The following is a 15,347-nucleotide window of genomic DNA, read 5'->3' on the forward strand; positions in this document are numbered from 1 at the left end:
TCGCTTTTTTATTAATTTTATGAAGCTAAACTTAGTTATCTCTTGCTTTGTTCCACGCTTCAACCGCATTATTTTTAGTGCGTTTCAAACTCTCACTTAAAGAATCTTTGTGCTTCAAAGAGATTTGGCTAATGTCACCTTTGAGTTCTTTGGTGACTTTTGTTAAATCTTCAATTAATGCATTAATTTCAGCTTTTAATGTATTTTTCAGTTCATTTAATCCTTCTTGAGACGTATTAAACTGAGCTTTAATAACATCAAGACGTTGTAAAATATCTTGTTTAATCTGAGCAAACTGATTTTGAATGTTTTGGTTCAACTCTTGAGTCTCAGTCTCAATTTTTTCTTCAGTTTCACTCAATACAACTTTTACTTGTTCTTGAGTTTCATTTATAGCTTCTTTAACTTGCGAAGTTGCTTCTTGAGCGACTTCTTTCACCTGTTCTGTTTTTTCAGCTACAACTTCTTTTACCTGCGTCGCTTTAGCACTCACTGCTTTTTTAGCGCGGGTCGTTGTTTTAGCAACTGCTTCTTTCACTTCAGTTACTTCAGCCTTAACAACATCTGCAACTTTAGAAGCGTTTTCAGCTATATCTTTTGAAACTTGATTGCTCATACTATTTCCTCATATTGTTTATTTTTTTCTAACATTACAATAAGTGGAATTAACATAATTTAACCGCCAGATTGTTAGACAATTTGCCAAAAGTATCAATTTCAGACAAGCGGATGAATATTTTTGCAAAAAGCAAGCAAGGAATTATATTTTTTAATAGAAAACAAATAGACTTTTTAGGGTTCCATGCGTATAATGCGCTGTTAAGTTACAAGCGGGCAGACCGATGAGGAGGGGCATGTTTTTTTAGAACATCGCCTATCTTTTTTAGGTCTACTCGCTTTTTTACAGCCGAAATTCAGGAGCTTTGGTTTGAGCATCCCCGCCATTTTAGCCCTCGCAGATGGAACGATCTTTAAAGGAACGTCAATCGGCGCAACGGGAAGTACGACTGGTGAAGTCGTTTTTAACACAGCCATGACAGGCTATCAAGAAATTTTGACTGACCCAAGTTATGCACAACAAATTGTGACATTAACTTACCCTCATATTGGTAACACTGGTTGCAACGAAGAAGACGTTGAATCTGGTCGTATCCATAAAGTATGGGCGAATGGTTTAATTATTCGTGACCTTCCACTACTACACAGTAACTTCCGTTCTGAGCAGTCGTTAGGTGAATATTTACAAGCGCACAATGTTGTTGCAATTGCTGATATTGATACACGTAAACTTACTCGTATTTTACGTGACAAAGGTGCACAAAATGGTTGCATCCTTGCTGGCGAAAATATTACTGAAGAAGAAGCTATTGCTAAAGCTCGCGCTTTTGGTGGTCTAAATGGTTTAGACCTTGCTAAAGAATGCTGTGATCCAACGGGTTTTGAATGGTCTGAAGGTTCATGGGTATTAGGTAAGGGCTTTAAACAACCTGAGTTAAAATACCATGTGGTTGCATACGATTATGGTGTCAAAACCAACATCTTGCGTATGCTTGCAGACCGCGGTTGCAAACTTACTGTTGTCCCTGCTGAAACTCCGGCTGAAAAAGTATTAGCACTTAATCCAGATGGCGTATTCCTCTCAAACGGTCCTGGTGACCCAGCTGCTTGTGACTATGCAATCGAAGCTGTAAACACTATTGTTGAAACCACAACATTACCTGTATTTGGTATCTGTTTAGGACACCAAATCTTGGCACTCGCTTCTGGTGCAAAAACTGTAAAAATGAATCATGGTCACCACGGTGCAAACCACCCTGTACAAAATCTTGAAGATGGTACAGTGATGATTACATCTCAAAACCATGGTTTTGCTGTAGATGCAGAAACATTACCGGCTAACTTAAAAGCAACGCATAAATCATTGTTCGATGGCACCTTACAAGGTATCCACCGTACTGACAAACCAGCTTTCAGCTTCCAAGGTCACCCTGAAGCAAGCCCAGGTCCACATGATTGTGCACCATTGTTCGATCATTTCATCGAACTTATCGAAGCATCTAAACAGTAATTACGGAGCGAATAATGCCTAAACGTACGGATATTAAAAGCATCTTAATTATTGGTGCTGGTCCAATTGTTATCGGTCAGGCTTGTGAGTTTGACTACTCTGGTGCTCAAGCATGTAAAGCGCTTCGTGAAGAAGGCTACCGTGTTATTTTGGTTAACTCTAACCCAGCGACCATTATGACTGACCCTTCAATGGCGGATGCAACATATATTGAGCCAATTACTTGGCAAACTGTTGCTCAAATCATTGAAAAAGAGCGTCCAGATGCAGTCCTACCTACGATGGGTGGACAAACTGCATTGAACTGCGCACTTGCACTTGATGAAAATGGCGTATTAGCGAAGTACAATGTAGAACTTATTGGTGCAACTAAAGAAGCGATTGAAAAAGCCGAAGACCGTAAACTCTTCGACATCGCTATGCGCAAAATCGGTTTGGAATGTCCAAAAGCTGCTATTGCTGAAACCATGGAAGAAGCATTGGAAATCCAATCTCGCTTTGGTTTCCCAGTAATTATCCGTCCTTCATTCACAATGGGTGGTTCAGGCGGTGGTATTGCATATAACCGTGAAGAATTCCTTGAAATCTGTGAACGTGGTTTCGATCTCTCTCCTACTCACCAATTATTGATTGATGAATCATTAATCGGCTGGAAAGAATACGAAATGGAAGTTGTTCGTGACAAAAACGACAACTGTATTATCGTATGTGCGATCGAAAACTTTGACCCAATGGGTGTTCACACTGGTGACTCAATCACTGTAGCACCAGCTCAAACATTGACTGACAAAGAATATCAATTGATGCGTAATGCTTCAGTTGCAGTTCTTCGTGAAATTGGTGTTGAGACCGGTGGTTCTAACGTTCAGTTCGGTATTAACCCGAAAGACGGCCGTATGGTTGTGATCGAGATGAACCCTCGTGTATCTCGTTCGTCTGCTCTTGCTTCTAAAGCAACTGGTTTCCCAATTGCAAAAATCGCTGCGAAACTAGCTGTTGGTTATACTCTTGATGAATTGAAAAATGATATCACTGGTGGTGTAACTCCTGCGAGCTTTGAACCAGCAATTGACTATGTTGTAACGAAGATTCCTCGTTTTAACTTTGAGAAGTTCCCACAAGCAGAACCAGTTCTTACCACTCAGATGAAGTCTGTTGGTGAAGTCATGGCAATTGGTCGTAACTTCCAAGAATCTGTACAAAAAGCATTACGTGGTCTTGAAGTTGGTGTAAGCGGTTTTGATGAAAAAATCGAAGCTGGTGCAACAAATGTAAAAGAAACGATTTTAAAAGAGCTTAAAGTTCCGGGTCCTGAGCGTATTTGGTACGTAGCAGATGCATTCCGTCATGGTTTCTCTTTAGATGACGTATTTGAAGCAACTAAAATTGACCGTTGGTTCTTGATTCAAATTCAAGATATCGTCAACACAGAAGCTCAAGTAAAAACTTTAGGTTTTGGTGACTTAAACGCGGACAACATCCGTTCGTTCAAGCGTAAAGGTTTATCGGACCTTCGTATTGCTCACCTCATGGGCATTTCACAAAAGCAATTCCGTAAACAACGTTGGAACTTGGGTGTTTATCCAGTTTACAAACGTGTTGATACATGTGCTGCTGAGTTTGAATCTGGCACAGCATATATGTATTCAACTTACGATGAAGAATGTGAAGCAAATCCATCAAATCGTGACAAGATCATGGTAATTGGTGGTGGTCCAAACCGTATTGGTCAAGGTATCGAATTTGACTACTGCTGTGTACACGCTGCTCTAGCTATGCGTGAAGACGGTTATGAAACAATCATGGTGAACTGTAACCCTGAGACTGTTTCTACTGACTACGACACATCAGATCGTTTGTACTTCGAACCTGTAACACTTGAAGATGTTCTTGAGATCGTACGTACTGAGAAACCAAAAGGCGTAATCGTACAATACGGTGGTCAAACTCCACTTAAGTTAGCACGTGCTTTAGAAGAAGCTGGTACTCCTATTATCGGTACTTCTCCAGATGCAATTGACCGTGCAGAAGACCGTGAACGTTTCCAACAAATGATTCAACGTTTACAGCTTCGTCAACCAAACAACAGCATTGTAAAATCTGCTGAAGAAGGTATCTCTGAAGCTGCGAAAGTTGGTTATCCGTTAGTTGTTCGCCCATCTTATGTATTAGGTGGTCGCGCAATGGAAATCGTGTATAACGAAGATGAACTTAAACGTTATCTTCGCGAAGCAGTACAAGCTTCTAACGAAGCCCCTGTTCTTCTTGACCGTTTCCTTGACGATGCAACTGAAGTTGACGTTGACTGTGTATCTGACGGTAAAGATGTTGTGATTGGCGGTATCATGCAGCACATCGAACAAGCAGGTATTCACTCAGGTGACTCTGCGTGTTCTATTCCTCCTTACTCTCTGTCTCAAGAGATTCAGGACGAAATGCGTCGTCAAACAGTGGCTATGGCAAAAGAACTTGGTGTTGTTGGCTTGATGAACGTTCAATTCGCAGTTAAAGGCGATGACGTTTATGTTCTTGAAGTTAACCCACGTGCTTCACGTACTGTGCCGTTCGTATCGAAATGTATTGGTGAATCTTTAGCAAAAGTAGCTGCTCGTTGTATGGCGGGTCAATCACTTGAATCTCAAGGCTTTACTAAAGAAATCATTCCAACACACTTTTCTGTGAAAGAAGCAGTTTTCCCATTTGCTAAATTCCAAGGCGTAGATCCAATGCTTGGACCTGAGATGAAATCTACAGGTGAAGTAATGGGTGTTGGTAAGACATTTGGTGAAGCATTCTATAAAGCTGTTTTAGGTTCTAATGACCGCTTACCAGGCCTACCAACTGAAGGCGAAGAAAAGATTGCTTTCTTATCTGTCCGTGAATCTGATAAGAAATATATCGCTGATATCGCTAAAAAGTTTGTAGCATACGGCTTCAAACTGGTAGCAACAGGTGGAACTTATAAAGTGCTTAAAGAAGCAGGTTTGGAATGTGAACCTGTAAATAAAGTAACTGAAGGTCGTCCACACATTGTTGACCGCTTGAAAAATGGCGAAATACACCTTATTGTCAACACTACTGAAGGCAAACAAGCTCAATATGACTCTGCAATGATTCGTCGTGCTGCCCTACAAGGCAAAGTGTATTACACAACGACTATCAATGGCGCAGAAGCAGTTTGCCAAGCCTTTGCTGTGAAATTGCCAATGGATGTATACCGCTTGCAAGATTTAACTGTAGGTTAATTTTTTTCCGATAAGTCCCGCCACCTTATCGGTGGCGGGATTTTTTCATTTTTTTAACTGTGTTTTCTCAACTTAAGAGGGACCGAAATGCAACGTTATCCAATGACCCCTGAAGGTAAAAGTGCCTTAGAGAAAGAATTACAACATCTGAAATCTGTTGAACGTCCGCGTATTACTCAAGCGATTGCTGAGGCACGTGAGCATGGGGACTTAAAAGAAAATGCAGAATATCATGCTGCTCGTGAGCAACAAGGTTTCTGCGAAGGCCGTATCCAAGATATCGAAGGAAAATTGGGTGCTGCACAAGTCATCGATGTTAAAGACTTAGAACAAAACGGTCGTGTTGTATTCGGTGTTACGGTAACGATTGAAAACCTTGATACTGAAGAACGCAAGACTTATAAAATTGTTGGCGATGATGAGGCTGATTTTAAAATTAATAAAATCTCAGTGAACTCACCAATTGCTCGTGGCCTTTTAGGCAAAAATGAAGGTGATGAGGCAAAAATTATCACTCCTCAAGGTGAAGTTGAATACGAAGTTGTAAGCGTAGAATATCTTTAAGATACTACTCTTAAGCCCCTCTTTATGAGGGGTTTTTAATTGCTTTAACTCATTTCTTTGGATAGTAAATTATGGATACACCTCTGATTAACTCGCCAGTCCGTCATTGGTGTGAATTTGAGTTTATTTCCAAAACTGTCAAAAATCCGAATATCCATATCAAGGGTAATTACTCTTACTACTCAGCCTATTGGGATCAAGGTTTTGAGCGTTGTGTAGTACGCTATTTACACGACAAACCCTCTACTCCAGAAAAACCTATTGATCAGCTTTATATTGGTAATTTTGTATGTTTTGGTGCTGAATGCGTGATTATGATGGGTGGCAATCAGCTTCATAGACCAGATTGGATTTCGACTTTCCCCTTTGATACCCGCAGTTTTTTAGCTGCTGGCGACACCATAATTGCAGATGGCTGTTGGGTTGGAAGCCGTGCAATGATTATGCAAGGCGTAAAAATTGGTGAAGGTGCTGTAATTGCAACTGGAGCTGTCGTCACTAAAGACGTTCCACCCTATGCAATTGTTGGTGGAGTTCCGGCAAAAGTTATTAAATACCGTTTTCCGCCAGAGCAAATAGAGAAACTACTCACTTTAAAACTTTATGATTTAGATGAAAAACAAGTTTTAAAAATGCGTGAATATTTGCAAACTGATGATATCAATGCTTTAACAACACATATTGAAAATTTAAGAGATAAATAAAAAAATAGTGCCAAGATTTTCTTGTTTCAATAACACAAATCATTACGAGCTAGAATTTAAATCGTAAGAAAAGAAGTATAAAGTATTGAATAAATAAGCATCATTACAATAAGGAACAATCTCATGTCATATCAGCATATTCTTGTACCAATTGATGGTTCTGAAACTTCTACGGTCGCTATGAAAGAAGCCATCAAACTTGGAAAAGCATTAAATAGTAAAATTACTATCGTACAAGTGATGGCGCTTGATCCAATTATTGCCGATCTTTATGTGAAGACTGGTCAAACTAATGAATTGATTGAGCGCACTAGAGCTTATTTGCTCGATATTTTAGACCAAGCCAAACAACAATTTGTACAAGAAGGGCTTACCGTAGAAACCAAATTACTTGAAGGCTTTGTGGTTCATGAGGAAATTATTCAAGCTGCACAAGATATCAATGCAGATCTCATCGTTATGGGTTCGCATGGCCGTACAGGTGTCCGAAAACTTGTATTAGGAAGTGTTGCACAAAAAGTTTTAGGTGAAAGCCATATCCCTGTTTTGATTGTTCGCTAAAAAAACCCCTATCTGGCTCAATTTAGTCAGGTAGGTATCTATTTTTTAAATGGAAAAACATCTTCACTCGATTGTTCAACTGTTATTGTTTTTTTACTTTTAAAAGCATTCCAAGAATAATTTTTATAATTTAATTGCCATAAATAGTATGGTTGACCAGTATCTTTAAACCTTATGTTTAGAGTCATCCATGTCTCGTCATGACAATGAGGAGATTTTTTATAATCTTGTTCTGAAAAGCATGCACGAATCATTTCACTTGAAGAAAAATTAATATCTTTTAATGCAACTTGATACTGCCCTTTAGGCTTAAGCTCAATAAAATCAGCATTTTCTTCAAAATGTCCTCCTCCAGAGTAACCAGTAAACCAAGTATTTAGTACTGCTATGGCATATTCATTTTTATTGAGTGGATACAGTGCTGGAAAGATTTTGAGTCCATCAGGACCTAAATCATCAGAATGTGGCTCTTTATTAGTATGTTCATAATTTTTAAAGTTCCACTCATTTATTACTGTGTATTGATTATTTAGCTTTTTAACTTGAGCAATTTGCGGAGTCTCATCTATTAAATAATAAGTCTGATCTTGTGTATTTTTGGGTTTCCACAGCTTAACTTCATCGCTACATTTCTGACTCAACTGCTGACAAATCGAGTGTATTTCTTGTGATGAAGCTTTCACATTTATAAAAGGTTGGGCTGAAATAGCCTGCTCTGCAAAACTCGATTGCACTGTTAAACCTAATAGTAATATGGCTAGACTCTGCCATTTATAATGCTGCATTTGTATTTGTTCTCTTTAATAATTTTAAGGTTGCCATGCGAACTGCTTTAAGTTCACTTTGCCATTCAACAAATAGACTCCTTCATCTTCAAGCTTTAACTGCTGAACATTTTCACCTTTTTCATTAAATCTGCTTAGGCTAATTTTACCTTGTGAATTAATAACACGGTACCAAGGCACCTGATGATGATCTGCTTCAAGATGTTTAAGAACATAACCCACTAATCTGGCATGTTTAGGTAACCCCGCCATACGTGCTATTTGTCCGTAAGTTGCTACTTTTCCATATGGAATTAGAGCGATGACTTCTAAAATTTGTCGATGTAGTTCATACTGAGTTGTCAAAATGGAATCCATAAAAATTGACATCGTTCATATCATATAAAAATTTACTTTAAATCACTTTAGAATAATATGCAGAGACAATGTGATGAATATGAAAAAAACCTTATTGATGATTATAGGGACACTACTGTGTGTTTCTTGTACAACACATTCTCCTTTACAAAAGCCAGATTTATTAGAGGAACCTGCTAATAATAGACCTGTAGTTCCAGTCACTTTCGTTTTTACAACCAACAATCCTTCTGCTGCACGTTTTGATAATCTTGCACAAATGCGAAAAGAAGTTGGTATTTTAAATAAATATTATTTAGACGACCAAGGAAACAAAATTTTTAACTTTAAGTTAAACCGTTATATCTCTTATCACAAATTTTCAAAACTACATTGTCAACTTGGTAATGAAATAAACCAACCCCGCCCTATTTCTATAGGATCTATGCCTGCAAGCGTGAATGCATGCTTTCCTAAGCGCACAGTAAGTAAAGAAGTCATTGTCTTTATATACGATGCTTATTCAAAAAAGTTAGAGTTTAATGATGTTACAAGCCGAACATTCCGTAATAATGGAAAGCCTTTTATTTTATTAGACTGGAATAGATTAAATTATAATATACAAGCAGGTAGTATTCATGAAATGGGCCACGCTTTCGGCTTGAAACATGTATGTGCACCTAATGCTACAAAAACTACCCCGACTAATATTATGGCCAGTGCTGAGTGTAAATTAGGCAGTGGCGGCTTAAGAAATTTGGGTTTTACCCCATCACAGCTTCAAACGATTTTATCGAGTTATCAACAATACCCTTAAAATTTAATTTCAACATACCGTCCTAAGTAATCTTGGGTAGTAATGTAGCGCTCAGAGGTCAGTAAAGATGTCATATAAGTACTGGCCTTTGAGAAGTCATTAAAATCTACTGGATACGGTTGCCAAAAAGTTTTTAAGTTATCCGTATAAATTGGATAAAGTCGAAGCAACTCCTTTGCTAGATCTATTCTGGCAATACAGCCAAATGGCAAAGAATGATGCTGCTCATATTCTCCATCACTATTAAATACAGCATTGCCGATACCCAACACCACTGGCTTATCGTTGATCATCTGAATTGGCTGAATAGTATGAGCACCATGACCAATAATTAGGTCAGCCCCAGCCTGTGTAAGAATACCAGCAAGTTTAATTTGCTCTTTTGTAGGAGGTTTAAAGTCGACTCCCCAATGACAAATAACAATAATTTTATGTTTAGGATGAGCCTGTTTATAAAAAACTATTTGCTCCAGTAAGACACCGTTTAAACAAGCGACTCCTCTTCTTGACCCTAGCGCATAAAAGTCATAATCCAAATAAGCAGTGTCTCTATGCCAATAACCATTAAAAATCGCATAGTACTTATTTTCAAAAACTATTTCAAAGTAATTGTGAGCATCTTTTTGGTTGTGCCCAGCACCAATATAGGAAACATTAGCCTCGTCCAATTGTTGTAATGTATAGGTAAGCCCTTCATCACCATAATCTTTGAGATGATTATTTGCTAACACCAAATAATTTAGATGAATGCTTTTAAATTCTTCTAATGTTTTTTTAGCATCGGCTTTTAGAATGAATGGCTTTTTATCTTTTAAAGGTGATTGGTTTTCTAAAGAAAAGACTGCTTCAAAGTTAGCTATGTTTATGTCATTTTTACCTAAAAATGGCTGTATTTTTTCAAATGAATAGTGATATCCATATTGTTGTAAAGCATCTATTTGCCTTCTCGACTTACGCTTTTCAGTATAGGTCTCACCGAAATAGGTATCTCCAAGAATATTAATAATACCAGTCTGTGAAGTACAACTCTTCGCCTTTACGCGCTCTTCTTGAAAACAGTGATAGTAAGGAACCAAATGCTCGAGACGGTGAATGTCATCTAAAAAAGAGAAAAAGCCAATGCTCTGGTTATCTTCAAGATAAGTGATATAAATTTTTCTAAATTGATGGGACATATATAAAACCGAGGTTAGCACTGGATGAGCAATTAAAGGTGTAATCGGTTGATATACTTTATTTTTAAAAGAAAGGTTTTTAATAAAGAAAAATTTTTTTAGCTCGGCTGGATAGCTACAGATATGGTTTATCAACCCAAATAAATCTTTCAACTGATTAGAGGAATTTAAAGATAAGTGATAGTTCTCTGCTCTTTGAGACAAAATCAATTGGGCTTGTTCAGTTGAGTCAAAAAGCATATTGCTTAACGCATGTTTAACATCATTGGCCTGAGTAAAAATTAAGAATTGTAAGAGCTCGACAAATGTATAAGACTCATTTTTTTCTAAACCTAAATTTTGCTCACCAAGTTGCTTATGCTTTTGTTCAGATACAACATAGGTCTTATTTGCTTCGATGTTTTTTTGATGAAATTGTTCTAATGCATAATCAATAAGCAATAAAGTTGAAACATCTCCATCAACTTCAAATTTCCAAACCGCATTATCGAAGTTAGTATTATCTAGAGGTACCAATAACTTAATTTCAAAAAGAGAGTAAGTCATATCTCCTCTCCTTGGAAATCTTTTACATAGGCTATATAGCCTGATAAGTTATGTTCTTGATCATCTATTCTTACTCTAAAGCGATCATGTCGCACATAAAAAGCATGTAATATTTTATCTGGACGATCCATATACATAGCCATTTCTGGATAGAAAAAACCCGTAGTTTGGAATTCAGCCCGAAATTTAATGAGTTTTTTTAGCTCTGACATATAAGCTTGATCAAGAAGCTTTTGATGGCCTTGCTCTTTTAATCGATTTACCATTTTATAAGCAGCCATGAGCATTTCTAATAAAGTGGCATACGCTGTCTTTCTATTTCTTATAAAAACAAAATGCTTTAAATAATTATTTAAACCAAAAATAAAATATTTTTCTTCAGGACATATTTTTGTAAGCTCATTAGTACAATAACTTAACCAGTGATCATGATATTTTTCATATCTTTTATGAATAAAATTTTCAAACATTAATTTAACTATTTCTAATAATCTTTTATCCTGATTTATTTGATATAACCTTAATAAAGCTAATGCTGCTTCGCCATCGTAATAAATAATTCTAAACTTTTCTTTTAAATCATAGTCTGGATAATTTAACACATGGGTAGTTAATCCATCTGAATCAACTAATTTTAAAATACCATTTGCAAGTTTTTCTGCATATTTTAAATATTCAGACTTTTGGGTAATTTCCTGATATTTCGTTAACATTAAAATAGCTGCTGCGTTTGCACCTAGTTTAATTTCAAACTCCCCTTCTTTACCATCAATCATAAAAGCAGTTGTAGAGTCTTTTTCTTTATAAAAGCTAGTAAGTGCATATTGGATGGCACTCATTATTTTAGGCAAATATTCAGGTTTATCTTGTACTTCGAACGTTTCTAATAGTGCATAAAGTGATGTGCAATGACGTACCGTATTATAGCTGCGGATATCCCGATCAAAAGCAGGAAAATAGCCATAAATGAATTTGCCATTTTCTTGAATCTGACTGTGCAAAAACGCTGCATTTTTCTCAATGAGCTCTCTAAAATGCTGTTTCTTGTTGGTCGCAATAACTCTAATACCATTTGCATCATAACGGCTTGCTAAATTAATGAATTGTCCATTTTCATAAAAAGTTGCATAGGTATCGAAAGTCCAAACATCTTGTAGCTCTTGTAGTCTAATTTGTGACTTAGTAGCGTTATATTTTTGCTTAATCGCATAGTTCAGATTGGTTTCATCAAAAAAATTAGGTTTGTCATAACTCAAACCTCGAATAATTGCTTTTCCATAGATCTCTTGCTCCAGAAAAACTACTGAACATGCTTCATCAAGTGCAATTCCTCTGCGGTAATGATTATTATGAAATTGATGATGAACAAGTTGTTCTATTTGACTCCAACTTTGTTTTTCTAGATTGTACGCAACATCAATTTTTATATAGTCTGGAAGTTGATCTGGAGAAAACTGTTTATCAATAAAATCGAGTAATTGTATAGTTGCTTGTGAAAAAGCTGTTTTTTCGGTATGCCAGACACTACATCTTTGATCTTTAGGACCAAATGATATAAACAAAATTGTTTCTTCTGGAAGGTCTGAAACATGCTGAACGAAATGTTCCAACCAAAGCTTAAGTTGTCTTTTAAAGTCTAGAAATACCGACACTCGAATTTAGTCCCTATTCGTTAATTGTTGTTCTATAAAATTTTCAATACATCATAGCACGGAGAAATTAAAAGCTAGATTAACGTATTGTTTAAACATAAAAAAAAGAGCCCGAAGGCTCTTTTTTTATTTGGTTAATTATCTATTAATAGATAATTTGGCCATTAGCAAGTAACTCTGCCTCACTAGTCGTAACACCTTGTAAAACCAATAGATTCGTAAAGTTATTGGTAGGAATAATTCCTGTTAATCCATCACGGTCAATCTGAATAGTGGTATTACCACCACTTACAACGACATTGATATATTGTCCAATAGTAAGGTCTGTTTGAGCTCCATCGAGTAATCCTCTGATATCAATCAGATCAGCTTGTTGATCTGTCGCCACATTACCCACATGGAAGTTAGTCCAAGTATCTACGCCATTACCACCTGTATTACCACCATTACCTATAGCAACGTTATTTAATACATGATAAATGAGAGTATCTGAACCAGCCCCAATCGTGCCAGTATCCGTATTGAACGTGTCATTTCCTGATGTGCTAATTACATGAGTATTGTAATCAGAAGTAGTCAGGTTAATTGTCAATGATGATAAAGACTCGGAACCATTCGCTGCCACCAACTTATAGTTAATGGTATCGGTTGGATTAGCCAATGTTAACGATGTAGTATTGGCACGGTAATCATAGTCACCATTCGAATTGATCACAAATGTACCATTCGCAGTAGTGATAGATTGTCCAGTAGCCTCAACATACACACCAGGACTTGTTTCAACATAGAGTTTGACACCATCAGCGGTAAAGATACCACTGTCTGCAACCCCACCAATTGTGTCACCATGGACAATGTTTCCATGAATCCAATCAGATGAATAATTATTCAAATGCGTTGTAGTTGTCGTTACTTGGGTATCCAACGTTGTTGTTCCAAGTGATACTCCAGTCAACGTATATTGAACACGGTATGTACCAGCTCCTAAGTGTAGAACAGCATCTTGGAAAGCTACAGTTCCCAAACTAATTGTTGCCACACTTCCAAGTGCAGTTGCTGAACCGGTATAAGTAGTATCAACCCATACTCCACCAACAAATTGCTGAACAACATAACTCACGGTTGGCAACACACTTACTAGAGGTTGGTTGGCATAAGTTGCTGCCACCTGTACATCTACTAGGTCATTTGCTCCAACAGTAAAGGTATTTGATAATACGCTATTTGAGCCAATTATACTTACAGATACGACCGGACTTGGAACATCTACAGGTGTATCAGTTGAGTTGCTAAAGTCAACCGTTGCAACAGCTTGGTCTGCATTGGCAACGATTTGAGTCGTACCATCCGTTCCAGGACTAGCTGTATTCCAAGTAATGCTGACATCAGGTGACCCAATCTGTATATGTAATACAGCTGTACTTGTCGCACCCGTTACTGGATCAGTAATGGTATAAGTAAAGCTATCTACTTTACCAATGTTGGCAGGGTTAGCAGTCGGTGTATAGCTATATGAACCATTCGCAGAAATCGTAAGTGTTCCATAAGCTCCTATTACTGGGGTTGAAGAACCAATAGATGTTGGTATTGCACCTACTTGCTCACCCACAACAGTAGACACAACTGTTGTTCCAGTAATTGTATCTGGCACATATGAAGGACCATATATAGTTGAATCATCATCAGTAAGCACATTACCGCTCACTGTTGCTGCACTATATGTAGGTACTACTGTGTGATTATAGTCATCGCGAACCACACTCATTGTGCCTAACAATCCTACACCAACACCGGTATAGACCATAAACGCTCTATAAGAACCACTTGCTAAATCTGTGATAGTCGCACCAAATCCATTACCACCGAGTATTCCGACGTTAATTAATCCAGTACTCGCGTCACCTGCAACATTCTGCCACGAACCATCCGGTGCTTGTTTTTGCAAGACTATTTTATAGTCGTTAAGCAAAGATAAACTGAGTAAAGCTCCATAGCTAATCGTTGCATCTGAAGTATGTCCAGCGGCAATATTGAAGCTCACACTCGGAGTACCTAAAAGCGATACATTGAGATTCTCAGTTACACCGATCAATGCCAGATAAGTTGCAGAACCAGCATTAATACCCGTTGTCGTTAATGGAACAATATCTATAGCTACACTATCCACATTGTCATGTGCAGTAATTGTTGGCGCCAGAACAAGGCCAGCAAGATTAGCACCTGAACCTGGGTTGCCTGCAAGGTCGGTATAAGTACCGTTTGCAACACTCAAGCTCGGTAGTGTCGAAGTACCATCTTGAGTAAAGGTTGCTGTCCAGGTCACACCGTCTGTGGTCGTCAAGCCAGTCAACGTACCGCCAGCCACTGCCACATCAGTTGCATCAAAGCCGGTCACCGCTTCACTGAAAGTGAAGGTCACTGTGGTGCTTTCACCTAAAGATAAATTGAGGTCAGTGGCACTGATCGCAAGGGTCGGTGGTGTAATGTCAGCCACTAAACCAGCCAATGCTGCACCAGTACCTAAGTTACCTGCAAGGTCAGTATAAGTGTTATTTGCAACACTCAAGCTTGGTGCAGTTGCACTGCCGTCTTGAGTAAAGGTTGCTGTCCAGGTCACACCATCTGTGGTCGTCAAGCCAGTCAACGTACCACCCGCCACTGCCACATCAGTTGCATCAAAGCCAGTCACCGCTTCACTGAAGGTAAAGGTCACTGTAGTGCTTTCGCCCGCAGCAAGGTTCAGGTCAGTCGCACTGATTGCAAGGGTCGGTGGTGTAATGTCCGCAGTTAAACCTGCAAGACTCGCACCTGAACCTGGGTTACCTGCAAGGTCAGTATAGCTACCGTTCACCACACTCAAGCTTGGTGCAGTTGCACTGCCGTCTTGAGTAAAG

General features: G+C 38.1%; 12 protein-coding genes. 6 read left to right on the forward strand and 6 right to left on the reverse strand.

The features are described from left to right. Positions 1-31: 31 nt before the first annotated feature. Positions 32-616 carry a hypothetical protein gene (locus ABFY81_RS10080; RefSeq protein WP_068935382.1) on the reverse strand — a complete coding sequence of 195 codons (585 nt, stop codon included), beginning with the start codon at positions 614-616 and terminating at the stop codon, positions 32-34. A gap of 312 nt (positions 617-928) precedes the next feature. Between ABFY81_RS10080 and carA the strand changes: the two genes are divergently transcribed. The 5 genes from carA (at position 929) to ABFY81_RS10105 (ending at position 7,142) form a co-directional block, all read left to right on the forward strand. Further along, a complete protein-coding gene (gene carA / locus ABFY81_RS10085; protein ID WP_200000947.1) occupies positions 929-2,068 on the forward strand; it encodes a glutamine-hydrolyzing carbamoyl-phosphate synthase small subunit in 1,140 nt (379 codons plus the stop codon). A 14-nt stretch (positions 2,069-2,082) separates the two neighbouring features. Next, entirely contained in the window at positions 2,083-5,313 is a 3,231-nt protein-coding gene (carB, locus tag ABFY81_RS10090; RefSeq protein ID WP_004699623.1) for a carbamoyl-phosphate synthase large subunit, read from the forward strand. A gap of 87 nt (positions 5,314-5,400) precedes the next feature. After that, entirely contained in the window at positions 5,401-5,877 is a 477-nt protein-coding gene (gene greA / locus ABFY81_RS10095) for a transcription elongation factor GreA (RefSeq protein WP_004699621.1), read from the forward strand. A 71-nt stretch (positions 5,878-5,948) separates the two neighbouring features. Then, on the forward strand, positions 5,949-6,581 hold the full coding sequence (locus ABFY81_RS10100) for a CatB-related O-acetyltransferase (protein ID WP_174723723.1): 633 nt from the start codon (positions 5,949-5,951) through the stop codon (positions 6,579-6,581). A 123-nt stretch (positions 6,582-6,704) separates the two neighbouring features. After that, positions 6,705-7,142 (forward strand): universal stress protein, encoded by a 438-nt coding sequence (locus ABFY81_RS10105; RefSeq protein WP_347913694.1) that lies wholly within the window; start codon positions 6,705-6,707, stop codon positions 7,140-7,142. Positions 7,143-7,180: 38 nt separating this feature from the next. On the opposite strand, the gene ABFY81_RS10110 is transcribed toward ABFY81_RS10105, so the two are convergent. Beyond that, positions 7,181-7,927: a hypothetical protein gene (locus ABFY81_RS10110; RefSeq protein ID WP_347913695.1), complete on the reverse strand. Its 747-nt coding sequence runs from the start codon at positions 7,925-7,927 to the stop codon at positions 7,181-7,183. A gap of 24 nt (positions 7,928-7,951) precedes the next feature. Next, on the reverse strand, positions 7,952-8,284 hold the full coding sequence (locus tag ABFY81_RS10115; RefSeq protein WP_347913709.1) for an MGMT family protein: 333 nt from the start codon (positions 8,282-8,284) through the stop codon (positions 7,952-7,954). Between the two features lie 79 nt (positions 8,285-8,363). Between ABFY81_RS10115 and ABFY81_RS10120 the strand changes: the two genes are divergently transcribed. Next, on the forward strand, positions 8,364-9,080 hold the full coding sequence (locus ABFY81_RS10120; protein WP_068935374.1) for a metalloprotease: 717 nt from the start codon (positions 8,364-8,366) through the stop codon (positions 9,078-9,080). Here the strand turns inward: ABFY81_RS10120 and ABFY81_RS10125 are convergent. From ABFY81_RS10125 to ABFY81_RS10135, 3 genes are all read right to left on the reverse strand, one after another. Beyond that, entirely contained in the window at positions 9,077-10,801 is a 1,725-nt protein-coding gene (locus ABFY81_RS10125) for a CapA family protein (protein ID WP_347913696.1), read from the reverse strand. The two genes, ABFY81_RS10120 and ABFY81_RS10125, sit on opposite strands and share 4 nt — an antisense overlap. Next, on the reverse strand, positions 10,798-12,453 hold the full coding sequence (locus ABFY81_RS10130) for a poly alpha-glucosyltransferase (protein WP_347913697.1): 1,656 nt from the start codon (positions 12,451-12,453) through the stop codon (positions 10,798-10,800). Before ABFY81_RS10130 ends, ABFY81_RS10125 begins: the two co-directional genes overlap by 4 nt. Before the next feature lie 145 nt (positions 12,454-12,598). Continuing rightward, positions 12,599-15,347 (reverse strand): BapA/Bap/LapF family large adhesin (locus tag ABFY81_RS10135; RefSeq protein WP_347913698.1); only part of this gene is annotated, 2,749 nt, incomplete at its 5' end.

The organism is Acinetobacter sp. WA-87 (assembly GCF_039938935.1).
Taxonomy (GTDB): domain Bacteria; phylum Pseudomonadota; class Gammaproteobacteria; order Pseudomonadales; family Moraxellaceae; genus Acinetobacter; species Acinetobacter seifertii.

Coding starts and splice junctions, on each gene's coding strand:
- ABFY81_RS10080 (WP_068935382.1), bottom strand. CDS start 616: ATGAGCAATCAAGTTTCAAAAGATATAGCTGAAAACGCTTCTAAAGTT.
- carB (WP_004699623.1), top strand. CDS start 2,083: ATGCCTAAACGTACGGATATTAAAAGCATCTTAATTATTGGTGCTGGT.
- greA (WP_004699621.1), top strand. CDS start 5,401: ATGCAACGTTATCCAATGACCCCTGAAGGTAAAAGTGCCTTAGAGAAA.
- ABFY81_RS10100 (WP_174723723.1), top strand. CDS start 5,949: ATGGATACACCTCTGATTAACTCGCCAGTCCGTCATTGGTGTGAATTT.
- ABFY81_RS10105 (WP_347913694.1), top strand. CDS start 6,705: ATGTCATATCAGCATATTCTTGTACCAATTGATGGTTCTGAAACTTCT.
- ABFY81_RS10110 (WP_347913695.1), bottom strand. CDS start 7,927: ATGCAGCATTATAAATGGCAGAGTCTAGCCATATTACTATTAGGTTTA.
- ABFY81_RS10115 (WP_347913709.1), bottom strand. CDS start 8,284: ATGGATTCCATTTTGACAACTCAGTATGAACTACATCGACAAATTTTA.
- ABFY81_RS10120 (WP_068935374.1), top strand. CDS start 8,364: ATGAAAAAAACCTTATTGATGATTATAGGGACACTACTGTGTGTTTCT.
- ABFY81_RS10125 (WP_347913696.1), bottom strand. CDS start 10,801: ATGACTTACTCTCTTTTTGAAATTAAGTTATTGGTACCTCTAGATAAT.